The sequence below is a fragment of the Niallia sp. FSL W8-0635 genome, assembly GCF_038007965.1.
Lineage (GTDB): Bacteria > Bacillota > Bacilli > Bacillales > Cytobacillaceae > Niallia.
In genome coordinates this window covers 4,463,559-4,479,450 of the sequence record NZ_JBBOYD010000001.1, presented here as the reverse complement: position 1 = coordinate 4,479,450, position 15,892 = coordinate 4,463,559, and the positions used below count along the sequence as shown (strand labels likewise).

12 protein-coding genes are annotated in these 15,892 nt (G+C 37.0%); 11 read left to right on the top strand and 1 reads right to left on the bottom strand.

The annotated features are described in order from the left end of the window. Positions 1-109: 109 nt before the first annotated feature. The 11 genes from tenA (at position 110) to pgmB (ending at position 13,585) form a co-directional block, all read left to right on the top strand. Positions 110-796 carry a thiaminase II gene (gene tenA, locus NYE52_RS21360; RefSeq protein ID WP_341194922.1) on the top strand — a complete coding sequence of 229 codons (687 nt, stop codon included), beginning with the start codon at positions 110-112 and terminating at the stop codon, positions 794-796. After that, entirely contained in the window at positions 793-1,389 is a 597-nt protein-coding gene (locus tag NYE52_RS21355) for an ECF transporter S component (RefSeq protein ID WP_341194921.1), read from the top strand. Before tenA ends, NYE52_RS21355 begins: the two co-directional genes overlap by 4 nt. Then, a complete protein-coding gene (locus NYE52_RS21350; protein WP_341194920.1) occupies positions 1,367-2,983 on the top strand; it encodes an ABC transporter ATP-binding protein in 1,617 nt (538 codons plus the stop codon). The genes NYE52_RS21355 and NYE52_RS21350 overlap by 23 nt, the downstream gene beginning before the upstream one ends. Then, the gene (locus tag NYE52_RS21345; RefSeq protein WP_341195265.1) at positions 2,949-3,683 is read left to right on the top strand and encodes an energy-coupling factor transporter transmembrane component T family protein; all 735 of its coding nucleotides are present in this window, start codon (positions 2,949-2,951) and stop codon (positions 3,681-3,683) included. Before NYE52_RS21350 ends, NYE52_RS21345 begins: the two co-directional genes overlap by 35 nt. A gap of 299 nt (positions 3,684-3,982) precedes the next feature. Next, the gene (gene treP / locus NYE52_RS21340; RefSeq protein ID WP_341195264.1) at positions 3,983-5,416 is read left to right on the top strand and encodes a PTS system trehalose-specific EIIBC component; all 1,434 of its coding nucleotides are present in this window, start codon (positions 3,983-3,985) and stop codon (positions 5,414-5,416) included. 497 nt (positions 5,417-5,913) lie between these two features. Continuing rightward, entirely contained in the window at positions 5,914-7,173 is a 1,260-nt protein-coding gene (locus tag NYE52_RS21335; protein ID WP_341194919.1) for an extracellular solute-binding protein, read from the top strand. A gap of 230 nt (positions 7,174-7,403) precedes the next feature. After that, positions 7,404-8,705: a sugar ABC transporter permease gene (locus tag NYE52_RS21330; protein WP_341194918.1), complete on the top strand. Its 1,302-nt coding sequence runs from the start codon at positions 7,404-7,406 to the stop codon at positions 8,703-8,705. 1 nt (position 8,706) lies between these two features. Next, entirely contained in the window at positions 8,707-9,543 is an 837-nt protein-coding gene (locus NYE52_RS21325) for a sugar ABC transporter permease (protein WP_341194917.1), read from the top strand. A gap of 111 nt (positions 9,544-9,654) precedes the next feature. After that, positions 9,655-10,527, top strand: a complete 873-nt coding sequence (locus tag NYE52_RS21320) for a DUF1189 family protein (protein ID WP_341194916.1) — start codon at positions 9,655-9,657, stop codon at positions 10,525-10,527. 12 nt (positions 10,528-10,539) lie between these two features. Beyond that, entirely contained in the window at positions 10,540-12,816 is a 2,277-nt protein-coding gene (locus NYE52_RS21315; protein WP_341194915.1) for a glycoside hydrolase family 65 protein, read from the top strand. 109 nt (positions 12,817-12,925) lie between these two features. Further along, positions 12,926-13,585, top strand: coding sequence for a beta-phosphoglucomutase (gene pgmB, locus NYE52_RS21310; protein WP_341194914.1), 660 nt, complete (start codon positions 12,926-12,928; stop codon positions 13,583-13,585). Positions 13,586-13,813: 228 nt separating this feature from the next. Here pgmB and NYE52_RS21305 read toward each other — a convergent pair whose 3' ends face one another. Further along, positions 13,814-15,583, bottom strand: coding sequence for a glycoside hydrolase family 13 protein (locus tag NYE52_RS21305; RefSeq protein ID WP_341194913.1), 1,770 nt, complete (start codon positions 15,581-15,583; stop codon positions 13,814-13,816). Between the last annotated feature and the right edge of the window lie 309 nt (positions 15,584-15,892).

The following is a 15,892-nucleotide window of genomic DNA, read 5'->3' as shown; positions in this document are numbered from 1 at the left end:
ACTCCATTTTTTGGAGTGGCTTTTTTGTATAGCAAAGTTGCTCCATGTTTTCCTTTTCATCAAAAATCTTAATGGTTGGTCTTAGAGGACCAAAGAAGGAGGAAATCAAATGAGTTTTTCACAAGCATTACGCACACAGGCTGACCCAATCTTTCAGGCAATTTTTGAACATCCATTTGTTCAAGGGATTGGAAAAGGGGATTTAAAGAAAGAACAGCTTATTCATTACGTGAAACAAGACTTTGAATATTTAAATGCTTTTATGAAAATTTACGGATTAGCTATTTCCAAAAGTGCGGATAGAAAGGATATGGAGCTATTCAATAACCAAATTTCCTTTGTGCTACATAGTGAAACGCATCCTCATAATAATTTTTGTGAAGTAGCAGGCGTTAAATATGAAGATCTACAAGGGTTTCCAGTAGCTCCTTCTGCTCACCATTATATCCGTCATATGCTAACGGTTGCTCATCAAGGTGGAATTGCTGATATTATAGCGGCGCTTTTGCCTTGTCCATGGACGTATGTTGAAATCGGGAAAAAACTTTTAGAAGAGGTAAACCCAGATAGTACCCATCCTTTTTATGACTGGATTCATTTCTACGGGGATGGTCCTATGACAGTTACTACGCCCCTTTGTCAGCGATTAGATGATCTTGCTGAAACGCTTAATGAAGAACAGAAGGAAAAGCTAATGGAGTATTTTCTATTAAGCTGCCAACTAGAATATAAGTTTTGGGATATGGCATATAAGCTGGAGGATTGGCCAGTAAAAACCATTGAGGTGACTGTATGAACTGGAAAATCAAAGAGGTAGTCTTATTAGTAGTTATCGCTGTAGCATGTGGCGTCCTTTATATGGGATGGTCCACTTTATGGCTTCCGATTTCAGCAATCGTTGGTCCAGTTGGTGCTAACTTTATGTTTGGAATATGGGTTATTGCGAGTCCAATTGTTGCTTATATTTTGCAAAAGCCGGGAGCAGCTTTAATTGCAGAAGTGGTTGCAGCTTCTGTTGAGCTTTTGATTGGCAGTCATTTTGGATTACAAGCACTTTTAATAGGAGTCTTTCAAGGAATCGGAGCTGAAATAGCTTTTGCGATCTTCCGCTATAAAAAATACCATGTTTCTGTCTTAATGTTATCAGGGGCATTAGCTGCTTGTGGAAGCATGCTATATAGCATAATTGCAGAGGGGTTTTCGTATTATACAACGACAACGCTTGTTCTAACCTTTATTATTCAAGTAATTAGTGGGCTTGTTTTAGGGGGATTATTAGCAAAAGCAATTGTTGATGGGCTTGGTAAAACAGGTGTCCTAAATGGATATGCTATCAATAGATCGAATCGGAAGAAGGAGAATAATGATGAGTTCATTGTTAGGATGTAACCATCTAACTGTGCGCTTCTTTGAGGATAAGGAACCTGTCCTCAAAGAAGTTTCCCTGCATATCAATCAAGGCGAGAAAGTATTAATATTAGGTCCTAGTGGCAGTGGGAAATCTACTATTATATCTGTTTTAGCTGGAATTATTCCAGAACATATAGAAGCTAGTGTTTCTGGAGAAGTAACTAGGAAAAAAAGAGCTGGTGTCCTTTTTCAAAATCCTGACACACAATTTTGCATGGAGCATGTGGATGAGGAAATTGCCTTTAGCCTAGAGAATCGTAAAGTTCCAAGGGAAGAAATGGACGCAATAATTCATGAGCTGCTTGAAAAAGTAGGATTAGCAATAAATCCCCACACTCCTATTGCTAATCTTTCAGGAGGAATGAAGCAACGACTAGCATTAGCCAGTCTATTAGCATTAGAACCAGAAGTACTCTTTTTGGATGAACCAACAGCTCAACTGGATCCCTCTGGTAGAAAAGAAGTTTTTGAGGTGATTAAAGGTACCGCAGCTAGAGCTGGTCAAACAATGGTTATGGTAGAGCATGTACTAGATGGCTGTATAGAATGGATGGATCGTGTCATTCTTTTAAGTAAAAATGGCAAAATAATTGCTGAAGGCAAACCAGAAATGGTCCTAAACCAGTATAAAGCGGAGATGCAAGAAGCTGGTATATGGTTTCCCAAAGTGTTCCCATATAAGTGGGAGGAGTTAATTCAAGAGGAGAGTCATCCAAGAAGAGTAGACCTTATCCATAAATATGAAAGTAAAAAAGCAAGGCTCGAGTCTGAGAATATATACAATCCAGTTCTTGAAACGAATCATTTAGAAGCAGCTTACTTGAAAGAAACTATTTTAGAAAATATAGATTTTACGGTGAATAAGGGAGAATGGATTGCTGTTATTGGTAATAATGGTGCGGGAAAAAGTACTTTCCTAAAGATACTTGCACATCTAAAAAAGAGCAAAAAGGGAGAAATCCGTTTTCAGGGGAAGGAACTAAAAAAATGGCGAGACAGAGACTTATATCAGCACTTAGGCTTCGTATTCCAAAATCCTGAGTTCCAATTTATCAATCAAACTGTATTTGATGAAATTGCCTTTTCTGGTATTCAGTATCAATGGAAGGAAGGGGATATTAAGAAACGAACGACAGAGCTTTTGAAGGAATTTGGTTTAGAGCCTTATCAAGATCAACATCCTTTTACCCTTAGCTTTGGACAGAAAAGAAGATTGAGTGTGGCGACCATGCTGTTATTAGATCAAGATATTCTTCTGTTAGATGAACCTACCTTTGGGCAAGATGCGAAATCTTCTCATGATTTATTACAGGTTCTTGAAAAAAGAAAGAAGGAAGGAACTTCTATTATTATGGTTACACATGATATGGATATTGTCGATCAATATGCAGACCAAGTCGTTGTCCTACATCAAAAAAAACTAGCCTTTGCTGATCATCCATATCTTCTTTTTTCCAATCAAGAGCTTTGTAAGAAGCTAGCTATTGTGCCTCCTATTCATTATCAATTATTCGCTGATCTAAAGGAGGTTGAAGAAAATCAAAAGCAACGAGTCTTATCTATCACATCTTAATCCAGCGCTGAAACTAATGACCCATATTTTGCTAATGGTCATCTTAATGACCGTTCATAGTGCAATTTCTACGTTAGCTATCTGGGTTTGTGTTTTCGTACTCGGTTTGACCCTTGGAGGATGGAAGGGGAAATTTCTAGTAAAAGTACTTCTTCCTTATTCCATCTTCTTTGTGCTTACCTTTTGGATGCTAGCGGCATTTGGGAAAGGCGAAACAGTGGTTTGGAAGTGGGCTTGGTTTACAGTAACAGAAGAAAGTATCGGAAATGGTTTGCTTATTGCATTGCGGATGATTGCCTTTGTTACAATTGGTTTACTTTTTACCACTACGACTAACTTATACGTATTAATGATGAGTCTTATTCACCAATGGAAATTATCCCCGAAATGGGCATATGGAATGTTGGCTGGCTTTCGCTGTATTCCAATGTTCCAATCTGATTTGGCACAATTGAAGGAAGCACATCGGATTAGAGGGTATAAGCATAGCGGAACTTGGAAAGCCTTCTTCCGATATGCTGTGCCTTTGATCACACAAGCAATCCGTCGTTCTGAGCAAATGGCAATAGCCATGGAAGTAAGAGGTTTTACAGGGGAAAGGGATAGAACATACTATCAAAAGACGATTATTACTTCATATGATTATTTATATTTTAGCATGGTGATGATTATTGCGATTAGTATCGCGCTATTATTGTAAGCATTAAACATAACTACAAAATAAACAGATTCATACAATCATTCATTTCAGAGCATTTTATCTCCTTGTCATGAATAGATTGTAGGGGTCTGTTTTTTAATTTTTCTCTATTGCGATTTAGTTCCTAAAAAACCCTTTTAATACCAAAAAAATTATTTTTTAATTATATTGACACTACCTGTATATACAACTATAATGAAAACGTAACCAATACTTGTATATACAGGTTTTGGATATGCATTAAGATGATAATCGATTGATAAATAAATGAGAGTAATAGGTAAAAGGGGGCAAGAATGATGAGAAAATACACAGAACAGGCAAAAGAGCTTCTTGAACATATTGGTGGAAGCGATAACATTTCTGTTGTAACGCATTGTGCAACTAGAATGCGCTTTGTTTTAAATGATTCATCTAAGGCGGATATAGACAGCATTGAAAAAATAAAGCTTGTAAAGGGTACGTTTACGCAAGCGGGACAGTTCCAGGTTATTATCGGAAATGAGGTTTCCTCATTTTACAATGAATTTATTGAAATTGCCGGAGTGAGTGATACTTCTAAGGATGAGGCGAAACAAGCGGCAAAACAAAATATGAACTTCTTGCAAAGAATGATTGCCCATTTAGCGGATATTTTTACACCGTTAATTCCAGCGATTGTAGTTGGGGGATTAATTCTTGGATTCCGAAATGTCATTGGTGAAATTAAATTAGTCGAGGGTGGAACAAAAGCATTAGTAGAAGTTTCTCAATTTTGGGCTGGAGCAAATAGTTTTTTATGGTTAATTGGTGAAGCGATATTTCACTTTCTCCCTGTAGGAATTACGTGGGCAGTAGCAAGAAAAATGGGAGCTACTCAAATTCTTGGTATTGTATTAGGGATTACCTTAGTTTCTCCACAATTATTAAATGCATATGCAGTAGCAGGAACACAGGAAGTGCCATTTTGGGATTTTGGTTTTGCTCAAGTAGAAATGATTGGTTATCAAGCGCAAGTGATTCCCGCCATTTTAGCAGGATTATTACTTTCATTCCTAGAGTTGCGTTTGCGTAAAATCGTTCCTAATGCTATTTCGATGATTGTTGTGCCATTTTTTGCATTAGTACCAACTGTATTAATTGCTCATACCGTTTTAGGTCCAATCGGTTGGCAGATAGGTTCCGTGATTTCAGATGTTGTGTACTCTGGATTAACATCTACGTTAGGCTGGTTATTTGCAGCAGTATTTGGTTTTGCTTATGCACCACTCGTTATTACTGGATTGCATCATATGACAAATGCTATTGATTTACAATTAATGAGTGAATTTGGTGGAACAAATTTATGGCCAATGATCGCGTTATCCAACATTGCACAAGGATCAGCAGTACTTGCAATGATCTATTTAAATCGTAAAGACGAACAAGAAAAACAAGTATCGATTCCAGCAGCCATCTCTTGTTACTTAGGAGTAACAGAGCCCGCCATGTTTGGTATTAATTTAAAATATGGATTCCCATTCCTTGCCGCTATGATCGGTTCCCTATTTGCAGCAATTATTTCTGTTGGATCAGGAGTAATGGCAAACTCAATAGGTGTAGGTGGAATCCCTGGAATTCTATCCATTCAACCAAAATATATGGTTACCTTCGCAATCGCGATGGTTGTTGCAATTGTAATACCAATTATTCTAACAATGATTTTCTCTAAACTTAATATGGGGAAAGTTTCGTTAAAAAGAGTAAAAGGATAAATCTTTGTTAATAAGAGCCAAAATTATTCGCTTAAAGAGGAATAGTTTTGGCTTTTTTTGTTTTTCAAGTGAAAGTGGATGCTCTCTGCGCCTGTTAGTAGGAAAAGAAAGATGGAAAGGTAATAGAGGGAGTATCTCTGAGCCCGGAAGCAGGAAAAGAAAGACGAAAAGGAAACAGAGAACGCGTCTCTGAGCCCGAAAACAGGAAAAGAAAGGCGAAAAGGTAACAGAGATCCCCCCTCTAAGCCCGAAAGCAAAAAAACAAAGTCAAAGAAGTAACAGAGGAAGGAACCCCATCCATTCACCACTAATCCCAAATTACGGTTTAACCATAGAAAATACGCATTTTTACGTATAATTACCCAACATTAGAGAAATCTATGCATTGATGTGTTTAGATGTTACATTCTGTTATCGGTAACACAGAGAAAGCGATTGCATTAAAACGTTTTCAAATTTACAATGAGAATGTGAGATAAACAAGGAGGGAAAATTTCATGAAAAGCTATAAAAAACTATTAATGTCAGGAGTAGCATTACTTACTGCATTCTCTTTAACCGCTTGCGGCGGCAATGATACGAAAGAAAGTTCAAAGGGCGGATCTACTGACGGGAAACAAACATTAACCGTGTCAGTTGATGGCGATGGGTATAAAAAATATATTGAAAGCATTAAAGGAGATTTCGAATCTGAAAATAATGCAGAAGTAAAAGTAGTAGTTATGGCAATGACAGACCAAGCGGATGCTTTAGCATTAGATGGTCCTGCTGGAACTGGTCCAGATGTATTTATCGCTCCTTATGACCGCGTTGGTTCAATGGGTAGCCAAGGTCATTTAGCGGAAGTTACAACACAGCCAGAAGGAATTACAGATACAGAATCAAAGCTAGTAACGTTTGAAGGAAAACAATATGGTACACCATTTGTTATCGAAACTTTAGTAGGTTTTTATAACAAAGATTTAATTAGCGAAATGCCAAAAGATTTCTCAGAGGTAGAAGCATTAACAAAAGATAGCAAATATGCATTCACATCTGAGTCAGGCAAGAACACTGCATTCTTAGCAAAATGGACAGACTTCTATTTTAGCTATGGATTAGTTGCAGGATATGGTGGATATGCATTCGGAAGCGAAGGTACAGATCCAACTGATATCGGTTTAAATAATGAAGGTACAATTGATGCAATTAAATATGCAAAAACTTGGTATGATCAATGGCCAAAAGGTATGCAAGACGTAACTGGTTCTGGTGACTTCATTACGGAAATGTTTACTACTGGTAAAACAGCTGTCATTATTGATGGTCCTTGGATGGCATCTACTTATAAAGATGCAGGCGTTAACTATGGTGTTGGTGCAATTCCTACATTACCAAACGGTGAAAAATTCGCTGCATTTGGTGGAGGAAAAGCCTGGGTAGCTTCTTCTTATGCTCAAAATCCAGAATTAGCTGCTAAATGGTTAGAGTATGTTGGTAACGCTGATAACTCAACAAAATTCTTTGAAGCTACAAATGAAATTCCTGCAAACACTATCGCACGTGAAGCAGTTCCTGCGGATAATGAATTAGCACAAGCTGTTATTGCAAACTTTGAAAACGCTTCTCCAATGCCTAATATTCAACAAATGGCTGAAGTATGGGATGGCGGACAATATCTAATGTTTGATGCAGTTTCTGGTGCAAAAACACCTGAACAATCTGCAGAAGATACAGTAAAGAATATTAAAGAATCTATTGAACAAAAATATAAATAATCAATGAAAAAAGAAGGGAGGTATTTAACTCCCTTCAGTTGAAATTTCTAATTATCACAGCAGATAATTAGAAATTTCTTCTTTCCTTAACGCAATCGTTTGCATTGAAAATGCTTTCAAAACGAATTGGTTTATCAAAAAAAGTTGGTTGAGTGATGATTTCTTTTGGTAAATCAATAAATTACCATTTATGCAACAATATGCAATTTATAGAAAGGGGATAGCCCATAATGAGCCAAAATGAAACAAACCATAAACAGAAAGCATCCCTGTTATCCATTATTCCTGGATTAGGACAGTTTTATAATAAACAAGCATTTAAAGGAATAATCTTCTTTGCTCTCTTTTTAGTTTTCGTAATAGAGATGGCACTTACTGGATTTCAGGCTTTAGAGGGTTTAATAACATTAGGAAGTGTACCTCGTGATGATCACTCGTTATTCCTAATGATTAAAGGAACACTGCAATTAATCTTATCTGTTATCTTTTTATTCTTCTATATCTTGAATATCATTGATGCTCGCAAAATTGGAGCTTTAAGAGATAGAGGAGAAAAAATTAATACAAAAACACTGGATATTTTGAAAAATCTTTGGGAACAAGGATTCCCTTATATCTTTACATTCCCGTCTTATATATTAATGGCTTTTATCATTATTTTTCCGGTATTAGTAACATTATTTATTGCCTTTACAAACTACGATTTTCAGCATATACCACCATTTAAGTTAATTGATTGGATTGGATTTGAGAACTTTACAAATATTTTCTTCTTAAGTTCTTATCGTGCGACATTTATGAAAATCCTTGTATGGACATTGATTTGGACTTTTGGAGCAACTACTTTACAAATTGTTCTTGGAGTCGTTGCAGCGGTTGTATTACATCAGAAGCATGTAAAAGGAAAATCATTTTTCCGAATTCTATTCTTATTACCATGGGCAGTACCAGCATTTATTTCTATCATGGGATTCTCTAATATGTTCAATGACAGTATTGGTGCCATCAACGCCCAAGTAATTCCGTTGATTAATCATCTTCCGCTCATTGATATACCGGCAATCTCTTGGAAGACAGATGCGACTTGGACAAAAACCGCGCTAATTATGATTCAAGGATGGCTTGGCTTCCCGTATATTTTTGTCATGGTAACTGGAGTACTGCAATCTATCTCAGATGATCTATATGAAGCGGCAAACCTTGACGGTGCAACTGCTTTGCAGCAATTCCGCAACATTACATTACCGATGATTTTATTCGCTACAGCGCCAGTTATGATTACGCAATATACATTTAACTTTAACAACTTCTCTATCATCTATTTATTCAATGAAGGTGGACCGGGAAGCATCGGCTGGAATGCAGGATCGACAGATATTCTCATTTCATGGATTTATAAATTAACAACAGGTCAAGCACCACAATATGCAGTTGCAGCAGCGGTAACACTGATCATTTCTGCAATCGTAATTGCGGTATCACTCATAACGTTTAAGAAAACAAATGCTTTTGGCAATGAGGAGATGATGTAGGATGAGCATGAGAGCATCGCGACTAGTAAACAGAATATTGACGTATGGTTTTCTCGGAATCCTATCAATAGTAATCATTTACCCATTATTGGTAACAGCATCAAGTGCATTTCAAGCAACCAATATGGCGGCGTTTACGTTGAAATTGGACGCAAACTGGGGACTAGATAATTTCCAAAGACTTTTCAGTGAAACAAACTATTTAAGCTGGTATAAAAATACAATTATTATCGCTATCGCAGTAATGATTGTGCAAGTAACATTGGTAACTCTTTCTGGATATGTATTCAGTCGTTATCGCTTTGTCGGAAGAAAATATAGCTTGATTTTCTTCCTAGTTATTCAAATGGTTCCAACAATGGCAGCATTAACTGCTTATTACGTACTAGCAACAGTACTTGGAGCAATCGATTCCTATTGGCTACTATCATTAATCTATATCGGCGGTGGAATACCGATGAATGTATGGCTAATGAAAGGTTACTTTGATACAATTCCGCGTGAATTTGATGAAAGTGCACGTATTGATGGAGCAGGTCATTTAAGAATCTTTGTACAAATTAATTTACCATTAGTACGACCAATGCTTGCAGTTCAAGCTTTATGGGCATTTATGACACCATTTAATGATTTCTTATTATCTAAGTTCTTATTACGCTCAAACGAATTATTAACATTAGCAGTTGGGCTACAAACATTAATCTCTAACCCACGTGAACAAAAGGTAGCATTATTCGCAGCGGGGGCAGTACTAGCAGCATTACCAATCGTTGTCTTGTTCTTCTTCCTGCAAAAGAACTTCGTATCTGGTTTAACTAGCGGTGGTTCAAAAGGATAAAAATAAGAAAATATTAGTTTAGAGAGGTGTCCGCCAAACCGTAGTTAGTGGTGCGGACGCCTCGGAAAATAAGAAACATCGCGAATTTTAAAGTAAGAGAGTGGGAGTACAATGAAGAAATCGGAACCATTTTTGATGCAATATTTTAAGTCTATTATGACACCGACAAATGTATTTAAGGGTAAGAATCTATTAACATGGCCAAAAATGATCTTCCTTTTTATTTTCTTAATTGCATGCATGATGATGCCAACCTCTATTCAAATGGCTAAATTAACTACCTTCCCATTTGAGTTTTTATTTCCTCGGACAGCTGAACTAATCACAGACGATTTTGTAGAAGCGTTGTCCTCTAAGCAAGTGAAAGACGGGAAATTAATGGGAATAGATAATCAATATGTAGAAGAGGCAGATGGAAATGTTATTGCAATTGACAAAGACAATAAATATGAGATGACAGGGGAAGATCAGACATTTGGTATAAAAGGATATGCCAATGCCGTTGTTTTTAAAGAAGACTATGCAGTGATTGCAGAAGATAATGGATTCGGATTTCAATTGTATTATCCGACAAATGAGGAGAAATATCCTTTTAAAATAGAAAGCAAGGAAGATGTTCTCCAATATATCGGAACTTTATGGTATGTGCAGAACAAAGCCTTTCTTCTGCCGATCCTGTTACTATTACTAGCTGGTTTATATATAGCGATGAATGTGCTGCAATTTCTATTTATGTCACTTGTATTATGGCTAACAAAGAAATCAAATATTACGGATATAAGAACCTTTAAAGAGGCAGCGAACATTGTCCTTAATGCAGCAGGTTTACCAACCATTTTAGCAGTAATTTATGGGTTTATTCAATTTGATGTTGCGACATTAATCATGATTCAAGGACTTGGAACGGTATTAATGATTGCATTTGCATTTTTTAGAACAGGCTTTAAAGAAAAAGGATTAAAGGTAGATTCAGATAAAGCATAGGGAGAGAAGATTATGTCGAATAAGCGTCTTTTCGAAATAAACAGCTGGAAGCTAATATCAAATAAGTTGGAAAAAAAAGAAAAGCGATTGCAGGAAAGTCTAACCTCCATTGGAAACGGATATATGGGGATGCGCGGAAACTTTGAAGAAGGCTATTCAGGAGATTTCCATCAAGGTACATACATTGCAGGTGTATGGTTCCCTGATAAAACTAGAGTTGGCTGGTGGAAAAATGGCTATCCTCAATATTTTGGTAAAGTGATTAATGCGCTAAATTTCATTGGTGTAGATATTTATGTAGATGGTAGCAAAGTAGATTTGTATAAGGAAAACATTTCTGATTTCCACCTTGAGCTGGATATGAAGGAAGGGATCTTAAAACGAAGCTTTATCCTTCAAAAAGGAGATAATCAAATCCAATTTGAGTTTGAGCGTTTTTTAAGCATCGTTGCAAAAGAGGTTTGCGCAATAGATATAAAGGTAACGGCACTAAAAGGGGCACACAAGATTGAATTGGTCCCATATCTAGATGGAGATGTAACAAATGAAGATTCCAACTATGATGAGAAGTTTTGGGGAGAAATCGGAAGAAAGGTTGAAGCCAATTCAGGAAACCTAATGATGAAAACGGTTGATAATCCTTTTGGAACGCCAAGGTTCACGGTCTCTGCTTCGATGGTTAATACGATTAGTAACTTAGAAGTGACCTCATATAATGAAAAACCAATGTATGTTGCTAATGCATATAACAATAAGATTAATCAAGGGGAGTCCATCCACCTTCAAAAGTATGTGGCAATTTCAACTTCTCGTGATTGGGAAGAAGAAAAGCTAGCTACCGTTTCTGATATGTTAGCAAGAAAAGCAAAAGAAAAAGGATATGCCGCTTTAAAGGAAGAGCATATTGCAGCATGGGCAGCACGCTGGGAAAAGGCAGATGTGCAAATTGAGGGAGACGAAGAAGCGCAACAAGGAATTCGTTTTAATATTTTTCAGTTATTCTCAACCTATTATGGTGAAGATGCCCGTCTAAATGTAGGACCAAAAGGCTTTACAGGGGAAAAATATGGTGGAGCCACCTATTGGGATACAGAAGCATATATTGTACCGATGTATTTAGCTGTGGCAGAGCCTAAAGTAACAGAACAGCTTCTTCGTTATCGCCGTCAACAGCTTTCTGGTGCTGAACATAATGCAAAGCAACAGGGACTAAAAGGCGCGTTATATCCAATGGTTACTTTTACAGGGGTAGAGTGCCATAATGAATGGGAAATCACCTTTGAAGAAATTCACCGAAATGGTGCTATTGCACATGCAATCTTCAATTATTCAACATATACAGGCGATGAAACCTATGCGTTAAATGAAGGTCTTGATGTGTTAGTAGGAATCAGCCGTTTTTGGGCAGACCGCGTGCATTATTCGAAAAAGAACGATCAATACATGATGCATGGTGTAACGGGACCAAATGAATATGAGAATAATGTGAATAACAATTGGTATACCAATAAGATAGCTAGTTGGACATTAAGATATACATTAGAATTACTTGAAAAAGTAGCTCCGCAAAGAAAGACGGATTTAAGCATTGGAAAAAGTGAAATGGCTAAATGGCAGGAAATTATCGACAAGATGTATTTCCCAGAGGATGAAGATTTAGGAATCTTCGTTCAGCATGATACATTCCTAGACAAAGATCTTCGTTCCGTAGATACCTTGTTAAAAGAAGAAAGACCACTTAACCAGCATTGGTCTTGGGATAAAATCTTGCGCACTTGTTTCATTAAACAAGCAGATGTTTTACAAGGGATGTACTTCTTAAATCATGAATTTAGCTTGGAAGAGAAAAAGCGTAATTTTGATTTTTATGAACCGATGACCGTTCACGAATCAAGTCTTTCACCTTGTGTACATTCTATTTTAGCAGCGGAAATTGGCTTAGAGGAAAAGGCTTATGAAATGTATCAAAGAACGGCTAGATTGGACCTAGATAATTATAATAATGATACAGAAGATGGGCTCCATATTACAAGCATGTCTGGAAGCTGGCTAGCAATCGTACATGGATTTGCTGGCATGCGTACAGCAACAGGAACACTTTCCTTTGCACCATTTGTTCCAAAGGGCTGGAATAGTTACTCCTTTACGATTAATTATCGTAATCGATTAATTAAAGTAACTACCACTTCTGAGGATGTGAAATTAGAGCTTCTATCCGGGAATGCAATCGAACTTCAATTATATGGAAACGATGTTTTGTTAGAAAAAGAGTATGTAGGTAAGAAATAAATAGTTAGTAGAAAGGGGCACTGATAAATTATTAGTCTAATGCTATTTTAAGATAGGCGTTAGTTCATAATGAGGCAGGGCTCCTTTTTAAATAGGGAGGGATACATTTATGTTAAAAGGGATTATTTTTGATTTAGACGGGGTTATTACAGATACAGCAGAATACCACTATTTAGCATGGAAGAAAACAGCTGAGGCAATAGGTGTTCCTTTTGATCGCGAATTTAACGAAGAATTAAAAGGTGTTAGTCGAATGGACTCTTTATATAAAATATTGGATCATGGCGGAATTCGTGATCAATTTTCAGAAGAGCAAGTGGAAGAGTTGGCACATGATAAAAATACTTTTTATCAAGAACTAATCAAAGAAATTACTCCTAAGGATCTGTTGCCAGGGATAAAAGCGTTTTTGGAAGAATGTAAGGAAGCGGGTTTGAAAATTGGTCTTGCATCGGCAAGCAAAAATGGACCGGTAATCTTAGATAGATTAGAAGTAACATCCTTCTTTGATACCATTGTGGATCCTGGTAAATTAAAAAAAGGGAAACCAGATCCTGAAATCTTTGTAAAAGCAGCAGAGCAATTGCAGCTTCAAGTGAATGAATGTATTGGTGTAGAAGACGCAGAAGCAGGCGTTCAGTCAATAAAAGGAGCTAATATGTTTGCGGTTGGTGTTGGCACACCTGAACGAATGAAATTAGCAGATTGGCAAGTAGGCAATACAGCGGAAATTACGCTAGCACGATTAAGGGAAAAGTTAGGAGAATAAATAGGGTTATAGAGGAATGGAGCGTATGGTACGCTCTGTTCTTTTTTGTTTTTTGAATGTAGTGGGAGAAGGAGGAAAAGTGGCGTTCATAAAGGGGATGAAAACCAAAAGTAGTGGGGGAAGCGAAAAAAGTGGTGTTCATAGGAGAAACAAAAGCCAAAAAACAAAAAGGCGAGACTTCCAATCTTGCTCCAAAGTCTCGCCTTCCGAAAACTGCTTGCTTGTATATTAATTAGAAGTCTTAAACTGCAAAATCGAAAATGCACCTGGAGAAAGTGTTAGTTCCTTTTCTAAGCTCCAGATAATTTCTTTATCGAGATAAAGATCGTGAACATTTTTATTATCGATATCTTGTACAGGAATCGTAAAAGTTTGCTCTTGATCTGTATTATTAATAGAGAAAATAATATGCTCTTCATTATATGTTTTTTGGTACATCACAATATTATTATTAGTTGATTCCAAAAAGACAAATGACCCTTTGTTACCGAATGCAGGATGATTTTTACGAAGGCTAATTAATTTTTGTATATGGGCAAACATATCAAGATCCTGCTTCTCTTTTTCCCACGCCATACATTTTCTGCATCCTGGATCCTGTGTGCCATCCATCCCTATTTCATCCCCATAGTAGATACAAGGTGTTCCTGTGAAAGATAAAAGGAATAAATAAAGTAGCTTTACTCTATCCTTTCGATTATTGGCAAGCGTCAAGATGCGTGGCGTATCATGACTGTCTAATAGATTAAAGGATACTTCATTTACGCTGTTTGGATACATATGAAGCACATTGGTAATTGTATGTTTAAACGCTGCAGACGTAATCGCATCCTTCGCAAAGAAATTTACAGCACCTGTTGTAAAGGGATAATTCATTACGGCATCAAACTGGTCTCCTTGTAGCCAGGGCATGGAGTCATGCCATATTTCTCCCAGTATATAAGCATCTGGATTCAATGCTTTTACTTCTGTACGGAACTCTCTCCAGAATTGGTGGTCAACCTCATTTGCTACATCGAGCCTCCAACCATCGATGCCGAATTCGCTTACCCAATAACGGCCAACCTCTAGTAAATATTCCTTTACTTCTGGATGGCTTGTGTTTAGCTTTGGCATAAATGGGGTAAAAGCAAAAGTATCATAGTTTGGAATTGGCGCAGTTTGAATTGGGAATTCACGAATATGGAACCAATCCTTATAAGCAGACTCTTCTGCTTTTTCCATGACATCTTGCCACTGAGGGAAGAAATAGCCACTATGATTAAAGACAGCATCTAACATAATCCGAATGCCATTTTCATGGAGAACATCTACCATCTTTTGAAACGTTTGTTTATCTCCAAATTGTGGGTCGATTTCCATATAGTCGATCGTATCATATTTGTGATTGGAATATGCCTTAAAGATTGGTGTAAAATAAACCCCGTTAACTCCTAAATCAACAAGATAATCTACATGATCAATAACACCTTGGAAGTCACCACCAAAGAAATTAGTTGGCGTTGGTTCTGTGCTTCCCCACTCTAACGTATCGGCGGGATTAAGAGCCGGGTCGCCGTTAGCAAAGCGTTCTGGAAAAATTTGATACCAAACTGTATCTTTTACCCAGTCTGGAGCGTTAAAGGAATCTTCTTTATGCACAAAAGGAATACAAAAATAATAGGCAGTATCGTCCGTTGGAACTTCTTCATAAAATCCCTTTTCGGTATAAATCAGTGTTTCCCCATTAGATAAAAGTTCAAATCCGTAACGTAAGCGTCGGTATTCAGGTTTTATTTCAATAAACCAATAATCATAAAGCTCCGTGCTTCCGCTTTTTTTCATTGCTGCCTTTTCATATTGCCATGCTTGATTAACAAAAATGTAAGGGTCTCCAAAAATGAGCTGAACAGAATCTATATCCGCTTTTTTTGTTTGCAAGCGGATGTGTACGGTGTCGTCTTTATAAATATAAGAAAAATTATTGCCTGGTCGATGATAAATAGCTTCTTTTAACATAGAATCTCCCTTTCTACGCAAGCGTTTGCATATTTTGAAGTTGAGTATCGAGCAAAAAACAATTATAATATAAATAGATAAAAGGAAAACGTTTGCACTCCTCTATTATCAACCCAATCGCTGTTTTTATCAAGCATATTTGTAGAAAAGTTTAGATATTTACCCAATCGTTATTTCTCCTCACTCAAAGTTAAGTGCAAGCTTTGAAAATTTCGTAGAGGATAGATGATGACTGTCCGTAAAGTGTTCGAATGGTTGAACGAATTTCTGTAGGGATGGAAGAACGAGATACTGATGGAAGTATTACTT

What these genes read in the sequence shown, in the direction of transcription:
- tenA (WP_341194922.1), top strand. Translation starts at nt 110, where the DNA reads ATGAGTTTTTCACAAGCATTACGCACACAGGCTGACCCAATCTTTCAG.
- NYE52_RS21355 (WP_341194921.1), top strand. Translation starts at nt 793, where the DNA reads ATGAACTGGAAAATCAAAGAGGTAGTCTTATTAGTAGTTATCGCTGTA.
- NYE52_RS21350 (WP_341194920.1), top strand. Translation starts at nt 1,367, where the DNA reads ATGAGTTCATTGTTAGGATGTAACCATCTAACTGTGCGCTTCTTTGAG.
- treP (WP_341195264.1), top strand. Translation starts at nt 3,983, where the DNA reads ATGAGAAAATACACAGAACAGGCAAAAGAGCTTCTTGAACATATTGGT.
- NYE52_RS21335 (WP_341194919.1), top strand. Translation starts at nt 5,914, where the DNA reads ATGAAAAGCTATAAAAAACTATTAATGTCAGGAGTAGCATTACTTACT.
- NYE52_RS21330 (WP_341194918.1), top strand. Translation starts at nt 7,404, where the DNA reads ATGAGCCAAAATGAAACAAACCATAAACAGAAAGCATCCCTGTTATCC.
- NYE52_RS21325 (WP_341194917.1), top strand. Translation starts at nt 8,707, where the DNA reads ATGAGCATGAGAGCATCGCGACTAGTAAACAGAATATTGACGTATGGT.
- NYE52_RS21320 (WP_341194916.1), top strand. Translation starts at nt 9,655, where the DNA reads ATGAAGAAATCGGAACCATTTTTGATGCAATATTTTAAGTCTATTATG.
- NYE52_RS21315 (WP_341194915.1), top strand. Translation starts at nt 10,540, where the DNA reads ATGTCGAATAAGCGTCTTTTCGAAATAAACAGCTGGAAGCTAATATCA.
- pgmB (WP_341194914.1), top strand. Translation starts at nt 12,926, where the DNA reads ATGTTAAAAGGGATTATTTTTGATTTAGACGGGGTTATTACAGATACA.
- NYE52_RS21305 (WP_341194913.1), bottom strand. Translation starts at nt 15,583, where the DNA reads ATGTTAAAAGAAGCTATTTATCATCGACCAGGCAATAATTTTTCTTAT.